Source organism: Amycolatopsis nivea (assembly GCF_004522235.1).
GTDB classification, from domain to species: Bacteria; Actinomycetota; Actinomycetes; order Mycobacteriales; family Pseudonocardiaceae; genus Amycolatopsis; species Amycolatopsis nivea.
Map to the genome: position 1 here is coordinate 173,189 of NZ_SDLT01000013.1, position 22,152 is coordinate 195,340.

25 protein-coding genes are annotated in these 22,152 nt (G+C 69.6%); 14 read left to right on the plus strand and 11 right to left on the minus strand.

Annotation, left to right across the window (positions count from 1 at the left end; genetic code table 11):
* Nucleotides 1–32: 32 nt before the first annotated feature.
* Together EIZ44_RS17970 and EIZ44_RS17975 are read right to left on the minus strand one after the other, a co-directional pair.
* Nucleotides 33–1,229: a Dyp-type peroxidase gene (locus tag EIZ44_RS17970; RefSeq protein ID WP_134729858.1), complete on the minus strand. Its 1,197-nt coding sequence runs from the start codon at nt 1,227–1,229 to the stop codon at nt 33–35.
* A complete protein-coding gene (locus EIZ44_RS17975; RefSeq protein ID WP_240691342.1) occupies nt 1,226–2,395 on the minus strand; it encodes an EfeM/EfeO family lipoprotein in 1,170 nt (389 codons plus the stop codon). The genes EIZ44_RS17970 and EIZ44_RS17975 overlap by 4 nt, the downstream gene beginning before the upstream one ends.
* Nucleotides 2,396–2,726: 331 nt before the next feature.
* Between EIZ44_RS17975 and EIZ44_RS17980 the strand changes: the two genes are divergently transcribed.
* The 5 genes from EIZ44_RS17980 (at nt 2,727) to EIZ44_RS18000 (ending at nt 6,351) form a co-directional block, all read left to right on the plus strand.
* A complete protein-coding gene (locus tag EIZ44_RS17980; RefSeq protein ID WP_134729859.1) occupies nt 2,727–3,518 on the plus strand; it encodes an SDR family oxidoreductase in 792 nt (263 codons plus the stop codon).
* A 53-nt stretch (nt 3,519–3,571) separates the two neighbouring features.
* The gene (locus EIZ44_RS17985) at nt 3,572–4,462 is read left to right on the plus strand and encodes a helix-turn-helix transcriptional regulator (protein ID WP_134729861.1); all 891 of its coding nucleotides are present in this window, start codon (nt 3,572–3,574) and stop codon (nt 4,460–4,462) included.
* 101 nt (nt 4,463–4,563) lie between these two features.
* Nucleotides 4,564–5,271: an RraA family protein gene (locus EIZ44_RS17990; RefSeq protein ID WP_134729863.1), complete on the plus strand. Its 708-nt coding sequence runs from the start codon at nt 4,564–4,566 to the stop codon at nt 5,269–5,271.
* Entirely contained in the window at nt 5,261–5,962 is a 702-nt protein-coding gene (locus EIZ44_RS17995) for an SDR family oxidoreductase (protein WP_134729865.1), read from the plus strand. The genes EIZ44_RS17990 and EIZ44_RS17995 overlap by 11 nt, the downstream gene beginning before the upstream one ends.
* Nucleotides 5,959–6,351: an NUDIX hydrolase gene (locus EIZ44_RS18000; protein WP_134729867.1), complete on the plus strand. Its 393-nt coding sequence runs from the start codon at nt 5,959–5,961 to the stop codon at nt 6,349–6,351. Before EIZ44_RS17995 ends, EIZ44_RS18000 begins: the two co-directional genes overlap by 4 nt.
* On the opposite strand, the gene EIZ44_RS18005 is transcribed toward EIZ44_RS18000, so the two are convergent.
* From EIZ44_RS18005 to pucL, 5 genes are all read right to left on the minus strand, one after another.
* Nucleotides 6,329–7,429 carry a glycerate kinase gene (locus EIZ44_RS18005; protein WP_134729869.1) on the minus strand — a complete coding sequence of 367 codons (1,101 nt, stop codon included), beginning with the start codon at nt 7,427–7,429 and terminating at the stop codon, nt 6,329–6,331. The genes EIZ44_RS18000 and EIZ44_RS18005 overlap by 23 nt on opposite strands.
* Nucleotides 7,426–7,803 carry an allophanate hydrolase-related protein gene (locus EIZ44_RS18010; protein WP_009082380.1) on the minus strand — a complete coding sequence of 126 codons (378 nt, stop codon included), beginning with the start codon at nt 7,801–7,803 and terminating at the stop codon, nt 7,426–7,428. The genes EIZ44_RS18005 and EIZ44_RS18010 overlap by 4 nt, the downstream gene beginning before the upstream one ends.
* A gap of 16 nt (nt 7,804–7,819) precedes the next feature.
* Nucleotides 7,820–9,262 (minus strand): NCS2 family permease, encoded by a 1,443-nt coding sequence (locus EIZ44_RS18015; RefSeq protein ID WP_037815158.1) that lies wholly within the window; start codon nt 9,260–9,262, stop codon nt 7,820–7,822.
* Nucleotides 9,263–9,437: 175 nt separating this feature from the next.
* Nucleotides 9,438–9,926 (minus strand): nucleoside deaminase, encoded by a 489-nt coding sequence (locus EIZ44_RS18020; protein WP_037815160.1) that lies wholly within the window; start codon nt 9,924–9,926, stop codon nt 9,438–9,440.
* Nucleotides 9,927–9,964: 38 nt separating this feature from the next.
* Entirely contained in the window at nt 9,965–10,837 is an 873-nt protein-coding gene (pucL, locus tag EIZ44_RS18025) for a factor-independent urate hydroxylase (RefSeq protein ID WP_037815161.1), read from the minus strand.
* A gap of 161 nt (nt 10,838–10,998) precedes the next feature.
* On the opposite strand from pucL, the gene EIZ44_RS18030 reads away from it, so the two are divergent.
* The 5 genes from EIZ44_RS18030 to EIZ44_RS18050 all read left to right on the plus strand — a co-directional run bounded on the left by EIZ44_RS18030 (nt 10,999) and on the right by EIZ44_RS18050 (nt 15,891).
* Nucleotides 10,999–12,519: a PucR family transcriptional regulator gene (locus EIZ44_RS18030; protein WP_134729871.1), complete on the plus strand. Its 1,521-nt coding sequence runs from the start codon at nt 10,999–11,001 to the stop codon at nt 12,517–12,519.
* Nucleotides 12,520–12,699: 180 nt separating this feature from the next.
* The gene (locus EIZ44_RS18035) at nt 12,700–12,999 is read left to right on the plus strand and encodes a YciI family protein (RefSeq protein ID WP_037815164.1); all 300 of its coding nucleotides are present in this window, start codon (nt 12,700–12,702) and stop codon (nt 12,997–12,999) included.
* A 140-nt stretch (nt 13,000–13,139) separates the two neighbouring features.
* Nucleotides 13,140–14,009, plus strand: a complete 870-nt coding sequence (gene folP, locus EIZ44_RS18040) for a dihydropteroate synthase (protein WP_134729873.1) — start codon at nt 13,140–13,142, stop codon at nt 14,007–14,009.
* Nucleotides 14,009–14,821: a pyrimidine reductase family protein gene (locus EIZ44_RS18045; protein WP_134729875.1), complete on the plus strand. Its 813-nt coding sequence runs from the start codon at nt 14,009–14,011 to the stop codon at nt 14,819–14,821. Before folP ends, EIZ44_RS18045 begins: the two co-directional genes overlap by 1 nt.
* A gap of 14 nt (nt 14,822–14,835) precedes the next feature.
* Entirely contained in the window at nt 14,836–15,891 is a 1,056-nt protein-coding gene (locus EIZ44_RS18050; RefSeq protein WP_205673206.1) for an amidohydrolase family protein, read from the plus strand.
* Here EIZ44_RS18050 and EIZ44_RS18055 read toward each other — a convergent pair.
* Nucleotides 15,888–16,391: a GNAT family N-acetyltransferase gene (locus EIZ44_RS18055; protein WP_037815168.1), complete on the minus strand. Its 504-nt coding sequence runs from the start codon at nt 16,389–16,391 to the stop codon at nt 15,888–15,890. The genes EIZ44_RS18050 and EIZ44_RS18055 overlap by 4 nt on opposite strands.
* On the minus strand, nt 16,372–17,127 hold the full coding sequence (locus tag EIZ44_RS18060; RefSeq protein WP_037815170.1) for a hypothetical protein: 756 nt from the start codon (nt 17,125–17,127) through the stop codon (nt 16,372–16,374). Before EIZ44_RS18060 ends, EIZ44_RS18055 begins: the two co-directional genes overlap by 20 nt.
* 93 nt (nt 17,128–17,220) lie before the next feature.
* Here EIZ44_RS18060 and EIZ44_RS18065 point away from each other — a divergent pair, with 93 nt between their 5' ends.
* The 3 genes from EIZ44_RS18065 (at nt 17,221) to EIZ44_RS18075 (ending at nt 20,034) form a co-directional block, all read left to right on the plus strand.
* Nucleotides 17,221–18,045 (plus strand): response regulator transcription factor, encoded by an 825-nt coding sequence (locus tag EIZ44_RS18065; RefSeq protein ID WP_134729877.1) that lies wholly within the window; start codon nt 17,221–17,223, stop codon nt 18,043–18,045.
* Nucleotides 18,042–18,401, plus strand: a complete 360-nt coding sequence (locus tag EIZ44_RS18070) for a VOC family protein (protein ID WP_134729879.1) — start codon at nt 18,042–18,044, stop codon at nt 18,399–18,401. The genes EIZ44_RS18065 and EIZ44_RS18070 overlap by 4 nt, the downstream gene beginning before the upstream one ends.
* A 106-nt stretch (nt 18,402–18,507) precedes the next feature.
* Complete coding sequence (locus tag EIZ44_RS18075; RefSeq protein WP_134729881.1) at nt 18,508–20,034, plus strand: AMP-binding protein; 1,527 nt, start codon at nt 18,508–18,510, stop codon at nt 20,032–20,034.
* Nucleotides 20,035–20,080: 46 nt separating this feature from the next.
* Here the strand turns inward: EIZ44_RS18075 and EIZ44_RS18080 are convergent, their stop codons facing one another.
* Both EIZ44_RS18080 and EIZ44_RS18085 read right to left on the minus strand, forming a co-directional pair.
* On the minus strand, nt 20,081–20,305 hold the full coding sequence (locus EIZ44_RS18080) for a DUF8617 domain-containing protein (RefSeq protein ID WP_134729883.1): 225 nt from the start codon (nt 20,303–20,305) through the stop codon (nt 20,081–20,083).
* 9 nt (nt 20,306–20,314) lie between these two features.
* Nucleotides 20,315–20,776 carry a MarR family winged helix-turn-helix transcriptional regulator gene (locus EIZ44_RS18085; RefSeq protein WP_134729886.1) on the minus strand — a complete coding sequence of 154 codons (462 nt, stop codon included), beginning with the start codon at nt 20,774–20,776 and terminating at the stop codon, nt 20,315–20,317.
* Nucleotides 20,777–20,878: 102 nt separating this feature from the next.
* Between EIZ44_RS18085 and EIZ44_RS18090 the strand changes: the two genes are divergently transcribed.
* The gene (locus tag EIZ44_RS18090) at nt 20,879–22,093 is read left to right on the plus strand and encodes an amidohydrolase family protein (protein WP_134670058.1); all 1,215 of its coding nucleotides are present in this window, start codon (nt 20,879–20,881) and stop codon (nt 22,091–22,093) included.
* The last annotated feature ends 59 nt before the right edge of the window (nt 22,094–22,152 follow it).

The following is a 22,152-nucleotide window of genomic DNA, read 5'->3' on the forward strand; positions in this document are numbered from 1 at the left end:
CTGGTTTCGCGGGGTGGGGATCGGGGCGCGCCTCAGGCGAGGAGCGCCCGGCCGAAGTGGTCGCCGGGACCGGTGACGCCGGGCAGCGCGAAGAAGTAGCCGCCGCCGAACGGGGAGATGTAGTCGACGAGCGGTTCGTCGATCAGCCGTTTCTGCACCGCCTCGAACTGGCGCTCGAGGTCCTGCTGGTAGCAGGTGAAGACGAGGCCCATGTCGAGGTTGCCGTTGGCGTCGACCCCGCGGTCGTAGTTGACCGCGCGGCGCAGGATCCGCTGTCCGTCGGTCTGCGGGGTGCGCGGATTCGCCTTGCGGATGTGGCTGGTGAGCGGGATGACGGTGCCGATCGGATCGTCGGCGTACCGGGGTTCGTCCTGTTCGGACGCTCCGTCCAGCGGCGCTCCGGTGTCCCGGCGGCGGCCGAACATGTTCTCCTGCTCGGTGATCGAGACCCGGTCCCAGAACTCGACCAGCATCCGGATCAGCCGGATCACCTGGTAACTGCCGCCGGCCGTCCACGCGGGCTCGCCCGCCCCGGACACCCACACCAGCCGGTCCATTTCGGACTCGCCCGGATTCGCGGTGCCGTCCTTGAACCCCATCAGATTGCGCGGCGTGCCGGACGGCCTGGACGGTGAACTGAAGCCGTTGATCTTCCAGCGCAGCTGCATGCCGCCGCGCGTCGCACGGGTCAGGTCGCGCAGCGCGTGCAGCACGGTGTCGGTGTCGCTCGCGGACAACGTGAGCGACAGGTCGCCATGGCATTGCGGGGCGTCGAGCGCGTCGTTGGGGAACATGGTCATCGGCTTGAGCTTCTTGGGCTTGCGTTCGGCCAACCCGTACCGTCCGTCGAAAAGGGACGATCCGACGCCCACGATCACGCCAAGATCGCTCTGCGGCACGACCGGGCCGAGCACCCCCGAGTCAGCGGGCGGGGCGGTAATCCCGAGCGCGGCCGGAGCACCGCCGTTCGTGAGAAACCGCGCGCGGTCGGTGATTTCCTGGAACAACTGCGTCAACTCGGCACGATTCTCGGCGACCACGTCAAAGGAGGCGATCACGCTCTGCGCCGGCGGTTGGCGGAGAATCGCCGCCTGCCTGGGACCGTGGAAGGGAACGGTTTTGGGTTCTTCGCTCGCGCTCGCCGCCACCCCTATTCCGGCAGCCGCGGTAATCCCCGCGCCGACGACCGTGCGACGCAGGAAGGACCGGCGAGAGGACTCCGTCGTCACGAGATCCTCCTGGGCTCCGCGATCGCGGCGATCGGCGCGAGCAACTCGGTCAACTCGCTGACGTCGGCATTGAGCTTCTGCCGCTGCGGCACGGACAGCTGGCTGACCGGCGTCCACGAGTTGTCCGGCCTCTTGGCACTGTCGAGTGCGGCCTTGGTGCGTTTCATCCAACTGTCCACCTTGGACAGTCCCGGATAGCGCGGAGCGAGAACCGGACGCAACACATCGAGGACCGCCTGGGTCCCGTCGAGGTTCGCGCGAGCGGTGGCTAGGTTGGTGCCGCTGCCGTAATCGGTGCGGGCGGTCAGTTCGAATTGCAGGGTGTTCTCCACGATCTCGTGCGCGCGCAGACCGAGGTCGTTCGGATCGACCTGACTGTCCGCAAAGGACTTGCGGAGTTTCTGCACGTCGCTGTCCAGCTGCTCGGCCACCGGCGCGAGGGCGGCGAGGTCTTCGTTGTGCCACAAGCCGGATTCGAGCCGGTGGAACCCGGTGAAGTCCGGGCTCTTGATTCCGTCGGGCAGGCCGGCGGCGGTGCCGTTGATGGCCTTGTCGGAGTCGCCGAAGGCGTTATAGGCCGCGCCAAGCCGTTCGTAGTCGAGATGCGCGACGAGCCAAGCGCTCTGACTCGCGCCGCGATCGTTGGCGCGAATGGCGTCCTTTACCTTGCCGACGTCGGCGGCCAACTGGCCGAGTCCTTGCGTCACATGGGCTTGATAGGACTTCAACGGTCCGAGCAGATCGTTCTGCGTCACCGGCGCGACGCCCGGACCACGTTCGGCACCGCCGCTCACCGTGACGGTCGGTCCGACAATCGCCGACGAATCCTCGGGGAGACAACGGAATGCGTAACCGCCATTGCCGAGCGTGACCTGCATCGGCCGGGTCGTCCCGCTGCCCAGTCCCTCGACCTCGCCGTAAACCACCCCGGTCGCCGGGTCGATCAAATCCACCTCGGCGGTCACGGTTCCGGTGTTGTGCAGGCGAAAGGTCTGCACCCCGGCTCGCGGATCCGCCCAGCCCTGCCCGCAGGCCGACCGGGAAATCTGGATCTCCGGATCCTGCGCCGAAGCCCCGTCGGGCCAGACCGCGAACGCGATCCCCGCCGCGACGACCGCGATCGCGACCCCACCGCCGATCCAGCGGGCACGCACAGACCCCGGCACTCTTTCCTCCACTCACACGTTCGGGCTACCGGGACGGAATTATGCGTGCGGAAAGTGAAGAAACCCTGGCCGAGAACGTCGCCTACCCGGGAATTCACCAGGACTTCAACCAAAGAACGGAAGAAGCCGGACATAGCCGCCAAAGCGTGTGGTAATGGCTGCCCGATTTGCCGGAAATGAACACTCTCAAGCCGTGTCCGGATCATTCGGAATGTCCGGTACCAGGCAAGGGGAGGTCTCGCAGTGCCGGTCTCGCCAGGGTCTCCCGGACGTCCAGAAATCCCGTCAGCCTGTGTCCGTACCTGCTTCCACAGCAAAGGAACGAAGACCCATGGCGGACACTCACTCAGACCTGTTCGACCTGAGCGGGAAATGCGCACTTGTCACTGGCGGCACCAGAGGCATCGGGATGATGATCGCGCGCGGCCTCCTGCAAGCAGGCGCTCGCGTCATTGTCAGCTCACGCACCGCAGACGCGTGCGCCGAGGCAGAGCGTCAACTGTCCGAATTCGGCGACGTCCAAGCCATTCCCGCCGATCTGTCCAAGCACGACGAGTGCCAGCGCCTCGCCGACCTGGTCACTGCCAGCTCGGACCGCCTGGACATCCTCGTCAACAACGCGGGAGCGATGCGACGCGAGCCGCTGGAGACGTTCCCGACCGAAGCCTGGGACGCCGTCCTCGACCTCAACCTCAAATCGCCGTTCTGGCTGGTCCAGGCACTGCTCCCGGCACTGCGCAAGGCAGGCACCGCCGACGACCCCGCCCGGATCATCAACATCGGCAGCATCGCCGCCATCCACGTCGCCGAAGCACCCAACTACTCCTACGCCAGCAGCAAAGCCGCACTCCACCAACTCACCAGGGTGCTCGCCAGGGAACTGGGCCCACAACACATCACGGTGAACGCGGTAGCCCCCGGCGTGTTCCCGTCACAGATGATGGCGGCCACCATCGACGCCATCGGCGACACGATCGCGGCGAAAGCACCGCTACGCCGGCTCGGCCGCGACGACGACATGGCAGGCGTCGCCGTGTTCCTCGCCAGCCGAGCCGGGTCCTACCTGACCGGTGCCATCGTCCCGGTCGACGGCGGCACCGCCACCACCGCCTCGGGCACCTAACGGGGTACTGGCAGGGCCTCCCTTCGGCCGCGGGCAGGGCTTACCGTGAAAGGGTGGCCATGATCGATCTGCGCAGCGAGATCAAGGAGTTTCTGAGCTCGCGTCGTGCGCGCATCACCCCTGAGCGGGCCGGGCTGCCTGCCTACGGCGGCAACCGCCGGGTCAAAGGCCTGCGCCGCGAAGAGGTCGCGCTGCTGGCCGGGGTCTCGGTCGACTACTACGTGCGCATGGAACGCGGCAGCCTCGCCGGGGCCTCCGACAGCGTGCTCGACGCGGTGTCCTCGGCCCTGCAGCTCGACGAGGCCGAGCGCGACCACCTGTTCCACCTCGCGCGGCAGTCCAAGACACCGGGTGGTGCCCGCCGTCGGCGTCCAGCCGTGACGGTGCGTCCGGCGCTTCAGCAAGTGCTCGCCGCCGTCACCGACGCCCCGGCGTGGATCTGCAACGGCCGGTACGACGTGCTGGCCACGAATCGCCTTGCCCGTGCGCTGTATGCGCCGGTGCTGGCCGACCCGCGGCGACCGGCGAACACCGCGCGGTTCGTGTACCTGGATCCCGACGCGGCGAGAACGTTCTTCGTCGACTACGACCGCGTCGCCCGCGACGTGGCCGCGAAACTGCGCATGGAAGCAGGCCGCAATCCGCACGACGACGAGCTGATCGCCCTGGTCGGCGAGTTGTCCACCCGCAGCGAACTGTTCCGGCAGCGGTGGGCCTCCCAGGACGTCCGGCTCCACCGGTCCGGACGCAAACGCCTGCACCATCCGGTCGTGGGTCGTCTCGACCTCGACGTCGAATCGATGGACCTGCCCACCGACCCCGGCCTGCTCCTCAACATCTACACCGCTCCCGCCGGCACGGCCGCCGCGGACGGCCTGGCCCTGTTGGCATCGTGGGCGGCCGACCAGGAGGAACTGGCGACCGAAACTCCGGCGCTCAGCTGATCTGCCCGGCTCCCCGCTCCGCCAAGCCAGCGTCGAAAACCCGGCACCCCGCAGCGCGGATTCCCGCTAGCGTGACAGCAATTCGCACGAAGGGCGGGAGCATGAACCACACCGAACTCACCGAACGTTTCGCCACCCTGACCACCGCCCACCTGGCCGACGGCTGCCTGCGCGCCCGCCTGACCGTGCGGTGCGCCCCAGCCGGGACCAGGTCCGTCATCCCAGGCCAGAAGCTCTCCGGGCGGGTCCTGCCAGCCAGGCACGCGGGCAGCGTCGACGTCTTCCTGGAAGCGATCACCGCCGCCAGCCCCGGCGACGTCCTGGTGGCCGACAACCGGGGCCGGCTGGACGAGAGTTGTGTCGGCGATCTCATCACGGCCGAAGTCGCGGCGGCCGGACTCAGCGGGATCGTCATCTGGGGGCTGCACCGCGACACCGCCGAACTCCGCGCAATCGGCCTCCCGGTATTCAGTCTCGGCTCCCTCTCCACCGGACCCTTGCACCTCAACGACCGCGCCGCGAACGCCCTCGAATCCGCCACCGTCGGCGAATGGACCGTGACCACCGACGACCTGGTCTTCGGCGACGACGACGGTGTTCTCTTCGTTCCAGCCGCCCAAGCCGAAGAGGTCTTCCGGCTGGCCGAATCCATCCGCGAAGCCGAACACCGGCAAGCCGCGAAGATCCGCGACGGCGTCCCCCTCCGCGAACAGGTCCGGTTCAGCGAATTCCTGTCCCGCCGGGAAACCGACCCGTCCTACACCTTCCGCCAGCACCTCCGCGCGAAAGACGGCGCCATTGAAGAATAAGAAAACCGCCCTGGTCACCGGAGTCGGCAGGAAAGCAGGAATAGGCGCCGCCATCGCGACCCGGCTGCAGGAAGACGGCTGGCATGTCGTCACCACCTACTGGTCCGACTACGACCGCCGAATGCCGTGGGGCGCCGACGAAACCGTCCAGGGCATCGAAGCCGACCTAGCCGACCCGGAAACCCCGGCGAGGCTGTTCGACCAGATCGACGACGACGTGCAAGCACTGGTGCTAGCCCACTGCGAGTCCGTGGATTCCAGCCTGCTCGACACCACAGTGGACAGTTTCGACCGGCACTTCGCGGTGAACGCCCGCGCGAGCTGGCTGCTGATCCGGGAGTTCGCCCAACGCTACCGCGGACCGCACGGCGCGGGCCGGATCGTCACGCTGACCAGCGACCATGTGGTGCACAACCTGCCGTACGGGGCAAGCAAAGGCGCGCTCGACCGGATCACTCTCGCCGCGGCTGGGGAACTCGGCCATCTCGGCATCACAGCGAACGCGGTGAACCCCGGCCCGACCGACACCGGCTGGATCCCCGAAGCCCACCGCGAAGCGTTCGCACAACACAATCCCCTTGGCCGGATCGGCACCCCACGCGACTGCGCGAGTCTCGTCGCGTTCCTCTGCGGTCCGGAAGGCGGCTGGGTAAACGGTCAGGTCCTCGTATCCAACGGAGGTGCGCCGTGAACGACAAACATCTCGCCTACGTCCTGCTCCCCCGCGGCGACACCGTGCTGCTGATCCGCCGCGCTCCAGGCACTTTCCTCGGCGGGCATTGGGAATTCCCCGGCGGCACCGTCGAACCCGGCGAAGCCCCGGAGACCACCGCGGTACGGGAAGTCGCCGAGGAAACCGGACTGCGAGTACGGCTCGCGCGCGAACGGGCCCGCCAATCCTGGCCGGACCGCACCGGCAAACCGTTCACCGTGCACGCCGCCTACTACGACGCGCATCCGGAATTCCTCGGCGACCTTCAGCTCAACCCGGCCGAACACGACGACCACCGCTGGCTGACCCCCGCGGACGCGGCCGGACTCCCCCTGTCCGACCACGTCAGGCAGGTATTGCTCGGCTGAAATCCCGAGCCAGCTGCGCGGCCCGGTCCCGCAGCAGCGACCGAGCCTCGGCGACGCACCGGTACTCGTCCGGCTCCACGTCGGTCAGCGCGTACACCCCGGCGAAGCCCGCTTCCCGCCATTCCGGCGCGGACAGCAGACACCGCCCGGCCAACGCGACAACCGGCGTACCGCCCGCTGCACGGAGAACGCCCACTGGCGCTTTTCCGTGCAGCGACTGGGTATCCAGCGATCCTTCGCCGGTGATGACGAGCCGGGCGTCGCGAGCCGCGGCCGGGAAACCCAGCAGCTCCAACAACAACTCGATCCCCGGCCGAATGCGAGCGCCGAGTCCGGTGAGCACACCGAACCCGACGCCGCCTGCCGCGCCAGCGCCCGGGGTGGTGGCGTGCGCGGAGCCCACAACTTCGGCCCACCGAGCGAGCCCGCGTTCCAGCAACGCGATCTCGGACGGACCGGCGCCCTTCTGCGGCCCGTACACCGCGGCGGCGCCATCCACACCCAGCAACGGGTTATCCACATCGGACGCCAGGACAATGTCCACTTCGGGCAGTCCGGACAGATCCACTGTGGACAACTCGGTCAACGCGGCGCCGCCCGGCGGAAGCGGCGCGCCGGAAGCGTCGAGCAATCGCGCGCCCAACGCGGTCAGCAATCCGGCTCCGCCGTCGGTGCAGGCACTGCCGCCGACCCCGAGCACGATCTGCGTCGCCCCGGCGGCACGGGCGGCCGCGATCAGCTCGCCCGTGCCGTAGCTCGACGCGGTCAGCGGTTCCAGCCGGCCGCCGGGCAGCCGGTGGAGGCCGGACGCCTCCGCCAGCTCGACCACGGCGACCGTCCCGCGCAGCGCGTAGTACGCGGTGATCCGGCGGCCGGTCGGCCCGGAAACCCGCACCGGAATCCGCTGGAACCCGGCCGCGACAGCGGCGGCGACTGTCCCGTCGCCGCCGTCCGCCACCGGCAGCTGCCGCACCGGCTCGCCCGGCGCGACCTCGGCGAACGCCGCGGCCACCACCTCCGCGACCTCCGCCGCGGTGAGCGAGCCCTTGAACTTGTCCGGAGCGACCAGAACCGTCACGCCGCGGCCTTGAACGCTCGCCAGTCGCCGATTTCCGTGATGTCCCGCAGCTGCACGTGCGAGGTCTGCGGCCGCCGCAGCAGCATCGCGAACGCCGAACTGCCGTCGGCCAGCTCGATCACGCCCAGCTCCAGTTCCGGCGGTTCGGACGGGAGCACCCGGTCGCGCAGCTGGTCCAGCGTGAGGTCGTACACCTCGCCGGAGATCGCCGCGCCGCCGTGCGCTACCGGGACCAGCGCCGGGCACTGCCCGCCTACCGAATAGAACCGGTACTTCGCGGCCGTGGTCGTTTCGGCCACCAGCGGAGCGCCGTCGAGCAGATGGTGCAGAGGTTCGCCGCGCATCGCGCCGCCGTTGAGGAACATCAGAGGCATGGTGGTCCCTTTCTTTTTAGAGGATCGCCTTCACCACGTCGATTCCGAAATAGACGGTGAACACGAGCGCGAGCACGGTGAGGATCCACCCTGCTTCACGCCACTTCCCGCGGAAGGTCTTGATCAGCACGAACGCGATGAGGCCCGCGCCGACGCCGTTGGTGATGGAGTAGGTGAACGGAATGAGCGCGACGGTGAGGAACACCGGGATCGTGTAATCCGGATCGTGCCAAGGGATATTGCGGCACTGCGCCACCATCATCCCGCCGATCACCACGAGCGCGGGCGCGGCGGCCTGCGCCGGCACGATGCCCGCGATCGGCGTGAACAGCAGCGTCGCCCCGAACAGCAGTCCGGTCACGACACTCGCCAGCCCGGTCCGCGCGCCCTCCCCGACGCCGGCCGCGGACTCCAGGAACACGGTGTTCGGCGACGAGCCGGACATCCCGCCCGCGATCGCCCCGGCCCCGTCCACGAACAGGATCCGGCCCATCCGCGGCACCCGGCCGTTCTTCGACAGCCCGGCCTCGGCCGACACGCTGGTAATCGTGCCCATCGCGTCGAAGAACCCGGACAGCACCAGCGTGAACAGGAAGATCGTCGCGGTCAGCGCACCCGCCTTGGCGAATCCGCCGAACAAATCGACGTGCCCTAGCAGCCCGAAATCGGGAGCGGCGACCACGGAATGCGGCAGCGTCGGAGTCGTCAAACCCCATTCGCCGACCCCGAATCCGTCGTGCAGCACCACCGCGAGCACGGTGGCGGCGGCGATGCTGATCAGCACCGCGCCGGGCACCTTCCGCGACATCAGCACGGTCATCAGCAGCAGGCCGAAGCAGAACACCGCGATCGGCCAGCCGTCGAGATGCCCGTCGAGCCCGAGCCGCACTGGGACGGTCGAATGCGCCGCGTCCGGGGTCCGCGTGACGAACCCGGCGCTCACCAGGCCGACCAGCGCGATGTACAAGCCGATGCCGACGGTGATCGCGGTTTTCAGCGGTCCGGGAATCGCGTTCATGATGCGTTCCCGGACCCCGCTGACCGCCATCAGCACAATGCAGACGCCTTCGAGCACTACCAGCCCGAACGCCTGCGCCCACGTCATCGCAGGCGCCATCTGGAACGCGACGATGCCGTTGATGCCGAGACCGGCGGCGAGCGCGAGCGGCGCGTTGCCGACGAGTCCCATGAGGACAGTCATCACGGCGGCGGCCAGCGCGGTCGCCGTCGTCACTTGCGCGGCGCTGAGTTTCGCGCCGGTGATGTCGGCGGAGGCGCCGAGGATGAGCGGGTTGAGCAAAACGATGTAGGCCATCGCGACGAACGTGGTCACGCCGCCGCGTACTTCCCGGCCTACGCTGGTGTCGCGAGCGCGTAGTTCGAATAGTCGCTCCACAATGGACTTGCGCTGTGGTCCGGGAGCCGAGGTCACCGCTTCGTCGAGGCGTACCTGGGTCATGCGTCCTCCCCTTGCCGGTGGGTGTGCCGCACCGCATCCCTGGCATACGCACGGGACGGGACGGCGGGACGTTTGCGTTTTTCTGGTGCTCCGGTCAGCACCGGGAGGGTGGCCCGGTGGGGTGGGGCGGGGAACGCTGAAGCCGATTCTGACCGGCATCAGCACTCGCCGAGGCTCAGTACTCGATCCGGTCGGACCGGTTGAGCCAGGCGGAGAACGGGGCGAAAGCCTCCGGTGTGGACACTCGCGAAACCGGGGTCTGCCACGTTTCGCGCGGGTTCTCGAACAGCTCGTAGAAAGCCCGGTCGTCGAACCCGGCGCGGGCGGCGTCGTCGCGGTCGGCGGTGTACAGCACGCGGTCCACGCGCGCCCACAGCGACGAGGCGAGGCACATCGGGCACGGCTCGCACGAGGAGACGAGCACGCAGCCGGCGAGGCTGAACGTGCCGAGCGCCTGGCAGGCCGCGCGGATCGCGACCACCTCGGCGTGCGCGGTCGGGTCGAGCGAGGGGGTGACGCGGTTGACGCCGGTCGCGACGATTTCGCCGTCCTTCACCACGAGCGCGCCGAACGGGCCGCCGCCGTCGGCGACGTTCTTCTCGGCGATCCGCACGCATTCGGCGAGCCAGGCGCGTTCGACGTCGGCATCGATGGACACGGTCATGACAGTACTGCTCCCAACAGCTCGGGTTTCAGGTTTGCTCAGGACCAGGCCGGACCGGCGGGCGGGGCGTCGTCGCGCAGGACGGTGCCCTCGATCAGGCCGTAGGGCCGGTCGGCGGCGTAGAACACCTCGCCGGGGTTGTCGAGGCCGAACGGCTCGAGGTCGACGAGGAAGTGGTGCTTGTTCGGCAGCGAGAACCGGATCTCCGCGATCTCCGGGACGGCCTCCAGCACCGCCTGCCCCATCGCGTACAGCGTCTGCTGCAGGGACTGGCTGTGCGTGCCGCCGAACGCGTCGAGCAGGGTGGCGAGCGCGGTCTCGTGCGCGTGCGTCCAGTCGGTCTCCTCGACCGAGTACCGCCAGGTCGCGGACACCGCGGTGGCCAGGATCCGGTCCTTGACCTCGACCAGCGTGGTGTATTCGTCGCGCGGGAAGCCCCAGAATTCGGATCCGGTGGAGTTGAGCACGGTCAGGTCCTCGACCCCGCCGAGCACCCAGGCCCGCTCGCCGTCGTAGGTGACGCGCGTGGTGCGGGTGCCCGCCCCGGACCGGGCGAACGAGTGATGCGCCGGCCGTCCGCCGACCTGCAGCCGCTCCCACGGGTGAGCCACGATCCCGACCCGGGCGGCGTGGATGCTCTCCTGCGTGGACACGAAATGCCGGGCCAGCCGCAGCGCGAAGTCCTCGATCTCGCCGATGCCGTCGCGGGCGAAGGCGAAGACGGTGTTCTTCTGCGTGTCGGTGGCCAGCACCTTGTCGTTGGCCCCGGTCAGGTGGGTGTCGCTCATGTCGCCCGACAGCGACACGCTCACGGTGAGGTCGGTGATCCGGTGCTCGTCGCCTTCGCGGTCGACGCGGACCAGCCGGTTTTCAGCCTTCCCGTAGCGGTTGTCGCCAAGAACGATCGCCATTGGTCATCCCTTCTCGTTCGCTCGCCGAGTGAGTACACCTGCCGCGGCGTGGCCCGGGCCACGGCAGATCCACCGAAAGCGGCGACGGCGAACGGCCGGTTTTTCGTAGCTTCCGCCAAACCCCTCTGGTGTGCGGTACTGATGGGCGGAAGGAGGCGCGCATGCGGCTGGGTGCACTGCTCGACACCCCGGAGCTGGGGTTGCGGCTGCTGGCGGGCGAGAAGGCGCGCGACCGCGAGTTCGGCCGCGTCTTCCAGGCGACCCTGCAGGATCCGACGCGGTACCTCGACGGCGGCGAGATCGTGCTGTGCGGCATGCGCTGGCTGCCCGGTCCCGCGGACGCGGACGTGTTCGTCGGCAAACTCGCCGCCGCGGGGGTGACCGCGCTCGGGGCGGGCACCGCCGAGGTCGGCGGCCCGGTGCCGGACTATCTCGTGGCCGCCTGCGAGCGCGTCGGCCTGCCGTTGTTCGAGGTGCCGGTGTCGGTTTCGTTCGCGACCGTGGCCGAGCGGGTGATCCTGGGCCTCGCGGCGGAACGCTCGGCGCCTGCTCGCGATTCGCACCGGCGGCTGGTGGCCGCGGTGACCTCCGGCCACGGGCTGTCCGCGCTGGTCAAGGCCGGTGCGGAGGAGCTGGGCACCGGCTGTCTCGTGCTGAGCGCGACCGGGCAGCAGCTGGCGGGCGGCCCCGAACTGCCCGCCGCGCGCCGCACCGCGCTGGCCCGCCGCTTCCTGCGCGCCGAACGGCTGCCGTGCCAGGACGGTCCGGTCACCCTGCTCGGCGCGGCCGGACGCTCGGGCCACCGGATCGCGAGCTGGTTCCTCGTGGTGGACGGCGATCCGGCGCAGTGGCCGTCCGCGCGCCGGGAGCTGGCGCTGGAACTGGCGGCGCTGGTCGGGCTCGAACGGTCCCGGGTGGACGAGGCCAGGCGGATCGAGAACCGCGCGGCCGAACCGCTGCTCCGGCTGGTGCTCTCCGACGACGCCGCGCCGGGCGAGCTGACCTCCCGGCTGTCCGCCGCCGGGTTCGCGCCGCAGGAACCGGTGACGACGCTGTCCGCCGAGGTCCGCGGCGGCGGGCCGGGCCTCGCGCAGGTGCTGGTGGAGGAGCTGCTTTCGACCACTGGGCAGCCGGTGCTGGTGGCGACCGTCGACGGGGAGACCTTCGGCCTCTGCTCCTCGCGCGACACCGAAACGTTGCGGGAGGCGGTGCACACGATCGAACCCGCCCTCGGGTCCGCGCGGCTGACGCTCGGCCTCAGCCGGGCCGCGGACGCCGCCGGGCTCCGCGCCGGGGTGCAGGAAGCCCGGCACGCGCGCACGCTGGCCGCGCTGACGCCGGGCCGCGCGACGGTGCTGTCCGGCGACGAAGTTGCGTCGCATCTGCTGCTGCTCGCCGCCCTGCCGGAGGACCTGCGGCGGACATTCGGCGAAAAAGTACTGGGACCGGTACTCGCGTACGACGCGGCACACGGTTCCGAATTGATAACGACGCTCAAGGCGTTCCTGGAACATTCGGGATCTTGGACACAGACGTCGGCCACTCTGCACTTGCACGTGAACACCCTGCGATACCGGATCACCCGGATCGGCGAACTCACCGGACGCGATCCGAGCCGCTTCGCCGACCGCGTGGATCTTTATCTGGCGGGCTGCTTCACGCAGAACTGGGGGTGGTCTTGACCATCCGTCCGAAATGTCCTGCGGAAACGCCGGGCCGCGGGATTTTCCGTACCCCGTAACGGAAATCCAAGCAGTACGCTTATCCGTAAAGATTTATTGGGAATACTTGACCATTCGATGAACCAGGACGGCACTCGGGAGGAGGATGCACCATCCGACCGAGCGTCCTACTCTGAGGTCATGTACATCGCATTGCTGTCCTACACAGCCCCTCGAAACGAAGTCGACTACGCACTGGCCGAACACGCCGAGTGGCTGCGAAGCCAGTTCGCGCATGGATTGTTCCTCGTTTCCGGAAAAGGAAACGAGGACGCCGACCAGGTCATCATCTCCCGCCCGTGCCTGCGCGGCAAGCTGGACGCCGTGCTCGCCACCGACCCGCTCGTGCTGCAACGGCTCGCGCATTACCGCGTGATCGAATTCTCCGCCACGCGCACCGCGGGCGAGTTCCTGACCGTCAACGAGGCGCTCGCCTCCTGATCGCACCCGCCAAGCCGATCGACCGAACGCCCGGACGCAGGTGGCCTCCGGACCGCTCCGCCCGCCACCTGCCGGACGTACTCCCGCCGCGAACTCGCCTATGATCACGCGAGATCTTTCGTTCCGGCCCGGGAGACCGCATGCATACGCCCGACCTCGTGTTCCGAGGCCGTCGCCTCACCAGTGACCGCGCCCTGGTGATGGCCATCATCAATCGCACCCCCGACTCGTTCTACGACAACGGTGCGACCTTCGAAGAAGCCCCCGCGCAAGCGGCCATCCGCCGCGCGCACGCCGAGGGCGCCGACCTGATCGACATCGGCGGCGTGCCCGCCGGAAAGGGCCCCGAGGTCACCGCGGCCGAGGAGATCCGCCGCGTCGTGCCGACCGTCGAGTGGGCCCGCGAGCACTTCCCCGAGCTGGTCATCAGCGTGGACACCTACCGCGCCGAGGTCGCCGACGCCGTCTGCCGCGCGGGCGCGGACCTGGTCAACGACAACTGGGCCGCGATCGAACCGGAGATCCTCGACGTCGCCGCCGAGCACGGCGCGGGCTACATCTGCTCGCACACCAACGGTCTCGTGCCGCGCACCGAAGCGCTCCGGCCGGTGTACGACGACGTGGTCGCCGCGGTGGTCGAAGGCACCACCGAACTGGCCGAGCGCGCGCTCGCGGCGGGCGTGCCGCGCGAGGGCATCATGATCGACCCCTGCATCGACTTCGGGAAGAACTCCTACCAGTCGCTCGAACTGCTGCGGCACGTCGACGCGCTGGTCGCCACCGGCTGGCCGGTGCTGATGGCGCTGTCGAACAAGGACGTCATCGGCGAAACGCTGGACCTCCCGGTCGGCGAACGCGTCATCGGCACGCTCGCCGCCACCGCGGTGTCCGCGCTGCACGGCGCGGCGATGTTCCGCGCGCACCAGGTCCGCGAGACGCGGCAGGTCGCGGAGATGGTGGCGAGCATCGTCGGCACCCGGCCGCCGGCGAACGTTGTACGGTCGGTCTGATGCGCGAGATCTTCCCCGGCAACCAAGACCGCACCGAGGCCGACGTCGAGCAGCTCTACGTCTATCCGGACGTGCCGAAGTGGCTCGCGGTGAACTTCGTTTCGAGCGCCGACGGCGGGATCACCGTCGACGGACGCTCGGGCGGGCTGTCGACGCCCGCGGACCGGATCGTCTACCGGCTGGGCAACGACCTCGCCGACGTCGTGCTGGTCGGCGCGGGCACCGCACTGGCCGAGGGGTTCGAGGGCCTGCGCCCGGACGAGAAGACCGCGGAGCGGCGGCGCAGGCACGGGCTGGCCCCGATCGCGCCGATCGCCGTGGTCAGCACCGGCCGTTCGCTGCCGCCGGACGCCCCGGTGATCACCAAGGCGCTGGTGCCGACGATCGTCGTCACGAGCGCGGCGACCGATCCGGAACTGCGCGCGGCGTGGGCGTCGGCCGGGGCGGACGTCCTGGTCGCTGGGACAGGCGACCCAACCCTGCACGAGGCCACCGGCGACCCGGCTCTGCACGCGGACCCGGACGACCAGCGCCCGCGTCCCCGGCACGGCGACGTCGACCTGCGGGCCGCGGTGGACGAACTGGCCCGGCGAGGCCTCCGCCGCATCGACTGCGAGGGCGGACCGCACCTGTTCGCGTCGCTGCTGGCCGCGGGCGTCGTGGACGAACTGCGCCTGACCGTCGCGCCGATGCTGATCGCCGGGGACGCCCCGCGCGTCGCGATGGGCGCGGCGATCGACCCGAAGCAGCTCGAACTTCTCTCTGCCCTGGTGGACGACAACTCAGTACTCTTGCGGTATCGCGTCCACTGACCCGGGGAGGGATCGTGGCGAAAACCGCTCTGCGCAACGCGCGCGTCTTCGACGGGCTGGGGCTCACCGAACCGCGCACCGTCGTGATCGACGGGCCGGTGCTGGGCACGGATCCCGCGGGGGCACGGGAAATCGACGTTGCCGGAGCGGCGCTGCTGCCCGGGTTCATCGACGCGCACGTCCACCTGGAGCGGGCGGAGCAGCTGGCCGATCTCGCCGCGTGGGGCGTCACCACCGGGCTGGACATGGCGTGCTGGCCAGCCGAGCGCGTGGCCGCGCTGCGCACCGCGGGCCCGGCGGATTTCCGCAGCGCCGGGCTGCCGCTGATCGGCCCGGACGGCCTGCACGCGACGATCCCGGAAATGCCCGGATCCGCGATCGTCACCACCGCGGAAGCCGCCGTCCAGTTCGTGGAAGCGCGGGTCGCGGAGGGCGTCGACTACCTGAAAGGCGTCGCCGAAGCTCCCGGTGACGGCGGCCCGCCCGCGGAGGCGTTGCAGGCGCTGGTCGACACGGCACGGAAGCGAGGCCTGGCCGCTGTCGTGCACGCGGCGACCCCCGGCGCGTACCACCTGGCGGTGGCGACCGGCGCGCGATTTGTGACGCATGTGCCGGTGGTCGGCCGCATCGCCGCCGAGGACGTCGCCGCGATGAAGGCCGCCGGGCAGACGGCGATCCCGACGCTCACCATGATGGAAGGCGCGCTCGCGTTCTTCGCCGGCGCCGAGGGCGATCACCTCGCGAACGTGGCCGCGTTGCGCGCAGCCGGAGTCGAAATCCTCGCCGGAACCGACGCCAACGGAGGTTCCGGAGCCCCTGTCGCGGTCGCGCACGGGTCGAGCCTGCACCACGAATTCGAACTGCTGGCCGAAGCCGGGTTGAGCACGGTGGAAATCCTGCGCGCGGCGACTGTCGCTCCGGCACAGGCATTCGGCCTGACCGACCGCAGCGAAATCCGAGCCGGGCTGCGCGCCGACCTGGTCCTCATCGACGGCGATCCGGTGGCCGACCTGTCCGCGACCCGCGCCATCCGCACAGTCTGGTGCGCCGGAACGGAAATCAGCCGCTAACCAAGGTCACGGACATACCGATCCAGCACCGTGCCGTCCTCGACCACCCGACCACTCAGCTCGAACCCGACCCGCCGAGCCACCGCGCCCGAGCTGGCATTCTCCGGCTCCACCTTGATCACCGCCCGCTCAGCGCCCTCGCCGGCCGCGTACCGGACCGCCAGCAGCACCGCTCTCGTGGCGAACCCGCGGCCCCGCCAGGCCGGATACAAGCCGTACGCCACGTTCACCTCGCCCGGCGCGAGATGTTCGCCGGAGAAGCGCAGGTCGACCGTCCCCGCGAGCACGTCGTTCACTCGGATGCCGAACGCCCGCAACGGCCCGCCGGAAGCCCATTCCTCCTGGCAGTGCTGGAAATACTCCCGGGTCCCGGCGAGCGTCCCCGGCCCGCCGTTGAGCCAGCGGATCAGCTCCGGGTCCTCGCCCGCGAAGTGCGCCTCGGCGTCGTCCGGGCGCAGCGGCGACAACGCGAGCTCGCCGTCAAGACCGCTGGACAGCATCGTCGGCTTCCTCGAAAGTCTTTTGCGCCTTGGCCAGGTCGTCGGCCGCCCGGGCAGCGCGTTGCTCCGCCTCGGCGAGCCGTTCCCGCAATTCGGTCACCCGCTCGTCGGCCTGCTCGGCTGTCCGCTCCGCGCGCTGCAGGTTCCGCTCGGCCTCCGCCCGCGCGCGGACCGCTTGCCGCCGTTCCAGGGCGCGGACCCGAGCTTCCTCCTCGGCTTTCCGGTCCTTTTCGGACTGTCGGGTCTTCTTGGCAGGCGCGGGATTCGTCGGCAGGGACAGCCAGCGGTCGGCGTCCTGGCGGGCCTTCGACGTCAGCCGTCCGGCCAGTGCCAGCCGGGCGACGTCGGCGTCCGCGACGATCGCCTCCAGCGTTTCCTCCACCTCGCGTTCGACGGAATCGCTCAAGCCGGTCGCGTCCCGCACGATCCGCTGCACCAGCTCCGCGCGCTGGTGCGCCAGTTCGCGCAGCCGGGAGCCGTCGAGCTGCTCGTGCGCGTCGCGCAGCTTGTCGCCGAGCGACGCCAGCTCGGTCAGCGGAGCGGAACCGTCGCGCGCCAGGCGGTTGACGTACGCCGCGGCCGCGGTCGGCTTGCGCAGCGCGCGGATCCGGCGCGCCAGCTCGACGTCGCCCGCTTCCTTCGCCGCGCGGGCGGCCGCGGTGCGCTCCGCGACGAAGTCGGCCGGTTCACCTGCGTAGAGCCGGTCGGCGACGGTATCGAAATCCGTGGTTGCCACGTGTGCCACCGAACCACACGAGTAGTCCGAACGCGACGCAACGCGTAACGTGGACGTCCACCCAGCAAGGTCGAGTGAAGCGGGACGGTGCCCATGACGCCTCCGGGCCGGCTCGCGCTGACGGCCAGCCCCCTGGTCGCCGGCGCGCTCAAAGCACTGCAGATCGCCACCGAACTGCCGGTCGCGATGGGCGGACCGGTGTCGGCGGCTTCCCGTTCGCATGTCATCGACCAGTTGCGCGGCACCACCACCCGGTCGTTGCAGCACGTCCAGGTGGACACCGGGGCCGGGCTCGGCGGCAAAGCGGTGGCACTGGCCCGGCCGTCGACGGTGGTCGACTACCTCAGCGCACAGGGCATCACGCACAAATACGACCACGCGGTGGAACCCGAACGGCTGCGCGCGATGGTGGCGCTGCCGGTGCGCGTCGGCGAGTCCACGCGCGCCGTGCTGTACGCGGCGTCCCGGGATTCGATCACGTTCGGCGATCGGCTGTTGCACGCGGCGACCGCGGTGGCGACGCGGCTGGGACGCGACATCGAGGTCGAAGAGGAAGTGCAGCGCCGGCTGGCCGCGCCGACGGCTGTCCCCGCTGCCGAACGCGGCGACCTGCACGCCGAACTCACCGCGATCGCCGGGTCGATCCAGGACGAGAGCGCCCGGCAACGGCTGCTGGCGGTGTGCGAGCGGCTGCGCCCGGAACTGGACCTGCCGGGCGTCGCGCTGACCCCGCGCGAGGTCGACGTGCTGCGGCTGGTGAGCGAGGGCTGCACGAACGACGAGATCTCCGACCGGCTCGGCCTGCTGCCCAACACGGTCAAGTCGTACCTGAAGCACGCGATGCGGAAGCTGGCTGTGTCCAATCGGGTACAGGCGGTGAACCGGGCGCGCGCCGCTGGGTTGCTGCGGGCCCCGTGAGACGGCTAAGCGGCGTCACGATCGATTGCGCCGAACCGCAGGTGCTGGCCGGCTTCTGGAGCGCGATTCTCGACCGGCCGGTTTCTGGAGAGCATGACGGACCTGACTGGGCCACGGTCGGCTCGCGGCTCGATGCCGCTCCCCGCCTGACGTTCCAGCGCGTCCCCGAACCCAAGCGCGGCAAGGTGCGGCTGCATCTGGACGTCGAGGTGGACGACGTCGACGAGGCGCGAGCGCAGATCGAACAGCTCGGCGGCCAGTGGACCGGCATCCGCCACGACTACCCCGGGGAAGGCGTCGTCCTGGTGATGACCGACCCCGAGGGACACGAATTCTGCATCGTCCGCTACCTCTGAAGTCCCGACGGCCGGACACCCTCCATGTGGGGTGGCTGGATCCGGTCCGGCGAGCGAAAATCACCCGCGCGGGCAGTGCGGCCCGCTGACGCGAAGGGATCGGCACGTGTTTTATGACCTGAGTGTCCGCGATTTCCTCGACCGCGCCGAAACGGTGTACCCGGACCGGATCGCGGTGGTGGACGAACCTGCCCAGCCCGCGCAGTCCTGGGGCGAGGTGACCTACCGCGAACTCGCCCGCCGCGCCCGCGCGCAGGCGGCGAACCTCGACGCGCTCGGCGTTCCGACCGGCGGCCGGGTCGCGATCGTCTCGCACAACTCCGCGCGACTGCTGACGTCGTTCTTCGGCGTCTCCGGCTGGGGCCGCGTCCTGGTGCCGGTGAACTTCCGCCTCGCGGCCGCCGAGGTGCGCTACATCGTCGAGCATTCCGGCGCCGAGGTCCTGATGATCGACCCCGAGCTGAAACCGTTGCTGGACAGCGTAACCGCGAAACACGTGTTCGTCCTCGGCGAGGACGACGACAAGATCTGGGGCGGCGACGGCGAACCGCGGCCGTGGTCGGCCGACGAATCCGCGACCGCGACGATCAACTACACCTCGGGCACCACCGCGCGGCCGAAGGGCGTCCAGCTCACGCACCGCAATTTGTGGCTCAACGCAACGACTTTCGGCCTGCACACCACGCTCAGCGACAACGACGTCCTGCTGCACACGCTGCCGATGTTCCACGCGAACGGCTGGGGCATGCCGTACGCGGTCACCGGTCTCGGCGGACGGCACATCGTGCTGCGCAAAGTGGACGGCGCCGAAATCCTGCGCCGCGTGCAGGACCACGGCGTGACGATCATGTGCGCCGCGCCCGCCGTCGTCACCGCGGCCCTGGACGGCGCCGCCACCTGGGACGGCGAAATCCCCGGCCGCGACCGAGTCCGCATCGTGGTGGCCGGCGCGCCGCCGCCGACCCGCACCATCGAACGCGTGCGCGCGGAACTCGGCTGGGAATTCATCCAGATCTACGGCCTGACCGAGACGTCGCCGCTGGTCACCGTCAACCGCTTCCGCAGCGAATGGGCCGACCTCGACCCGCACGAGCAGGCGAAACTCCTTGGCCGCGCAGGCGCTCCGGCGCTGGGCGTCCGCGTCGCGATCGACGCCGACGGCGAGGTCCTCACCCAAAGCAACCACAACCTCGACGGCTACTGGGAAAACCCGGACGAAACCGCGCGGGTGCAAGAAGGCAACTGGTTCCACACCGGCGACGGCGGCACCTTCGCCGACGGCTACCTCACCATCGCCGACCGCAAGAAGGACGTCATCATCACCGGCGGCGAGAACGTGTCGTCCATCGAGGTGGAAGACGCGCTGAACTCGCACCCGGCCGTCCGGGAAGCCGCGGTGATCGGCATCCCGGACGAGAAATGGGGCGAGCTGGTCACCGCGCTGGTGGTGACCGACGGAACCGAGGTGACGGCGGACGAGCTGATCACGCACTGCCGCCAGCACCTGGCCGGATACAAATGCCCGAAGCGCGTGGAATTCCTCGCCGAACTGCCGCGGACGGCTACCGGGAAGATCCAGAAGTTCAAGCTGCGCCAGCCGTTCTGGGAAGGCCAGGGGCGGCAGGTGAACTGAGCCGCGGCGCTCCTTCGGGCCGGACCCGAAGGAGCACCGCGGCGGCTCAGGACTCTCGCTCCCAGGCCTTTGTGTATTCGCGATATACGCCGTTTTCTCCCCAGAACCACAGGCGCTCGCATTCCGGACAGCGCACGACCAGCGTGGCTTTGCCGAACAACTCGATGCCGGGAGCGTCGACGTCGAATTCGGCATTGGTCAGGAAGTACATGCTGTCCTGCGGGTCGTCGTCGCGGACGATGTCCCCGCACACGCACCGAATTTTCGCCATCCAACCCCCTCAGTCGCGCCTCGCGGCCTGCTTCCTCGACCAAGCGGCGGCGTCGGCACCATACCGGGCCAGCAGTCGCGCGAACTGAACCCGCTCCTCCGCCGACCAAGCGGCAGTGATCTCCTCGAACGCTTTCCGCTGTTCGGCAGCGAACCGGTTGCGTTCCGCCTCGCCCTGCTCGGTCAGCTCAAGCACGGTCCGGCGCCCATCGGCCTGCGAGGCCGCCCGGCGCAGCAACCCATCGGCGATGCACGCGGCAACAGTCCGGCTCGCCACCGGTTGCGCGACGCCCATCTCGACCGCGAGCCCGCCGACTGTCGTCTCGTCGGACGCATCGGCGATCACGTTGAGCACGAGATTGCGGGACAAATCCTTGTTCGACGCCGGGGTTCGCCGGCGCAGCCGGGACAGCGCCGGGCCGATCTGGTCCAGCACCGGATCCTCCGGGGTCCGCTCGGGAGAGCTGCTCATGCGCTTGATCCTAGGCCCGCACCAGCACAGTTGCATACCCAGAGACAAGTACATAGCATTAGGTATGTAAATACTCTGAGCAATGAATCGAGACGACCTCCCATGACACTCACCGCGATCGCCAACGCCCGGGTCTTCGACGGGGAGAAGTCCCTCGGCGTGCAGACCGTGGTCCTCGACGGCACGAGGATCGTCCAGGTCGGCGGCGAGATCCCCGCGGGCAGCGAAACCGTCGACGGCACCGGGGCCACCCTGCTGCCGGGGCTCGTCGACGCGCACGTGCACTCCGCACCCGGTTCGCTGGCGCTGGCACTGCGGTTCGGCGTGACGACCGAACTGGAAATGCAGGGGATGAACACCCGGGAAAACCGGGCGCACATCACCGGCGACGACACCGTGGCCGACGTCCGGTCCGCCGGTTTCGGCATCACCCCGCCCGGCGGTCACCCCAGCGAGCTGATGCCCGAAGGGTTCCGCCCGAAGTGGGACCTCCCGCCGGTGATGCCGCTGATGCCGTTCTCCACCACTCCCGAGGAAGCGGCCGCCTTCGTCCCCCAGCTCCTCGCCCGGGGCTCCGACTTCATCAAGTTCATGATCGACGACGGCAGCGTGGAGGGACATCCCGGACTGCCGTGTCTCGACCAGGCCACCGTGAACGCCGGGGTCGCGGAAGCCAAGAAGTACGGCGCTCTCACCGTCGCCCACGCGCTGACCGTCGACGCGACCAGAATGGCCGTCGAAGCGGGCATCGACGGGCTCGCCCACGTGTTCATGGACCAGCCGCACACCGCAGAGATCGTCAGCCTCGTCAAGGACGCGGGCATGTTCGTCATCCCCTGCATCAGCCTCAACGCCTCGCTGATGGGGATCACCGGCAGCGCGCTCGCCGACGACCCGCGGGTCGCCTCCCGCCTCGACCGCGAGTGGGAGGAAACCCTGCGCTCCAGCTACAACCGCTACCCGCAAGGCAAGCTCGAAGACGTGTACGACACCGTGCGAGCCTTGGACGCGGCGGGCGTCGACGTGCTGGCCGGCACCGATGTCTCCATGCCCGAGACGTTCTTCGGCGGTCTCGCGCACGGAGCGAGCCTGCACCACGAACTGCAGTACCTCGTGGAAGCCGGCCTCACGCCCGAACGAGCCCTGCGCGCAGCCACCGCGACCACCGCCCGCCGCTTCCGCCTCAGCGACCGGGGCCGCGTCGCCGAGGGACTCCGCGCCGACCTTCTGCTCGTCGACGGCGACCCGACCCGCGACATCAGCGACACGCTCAACATCCGCGCCATCTGGCGTCGCGGCGCCCGTCTGGCGGAATGACCCGAATCCTGCGCGGCGGGCCGGTTTTCGGGAAGAGCGTAAGTCCTTTTAGGACAGTG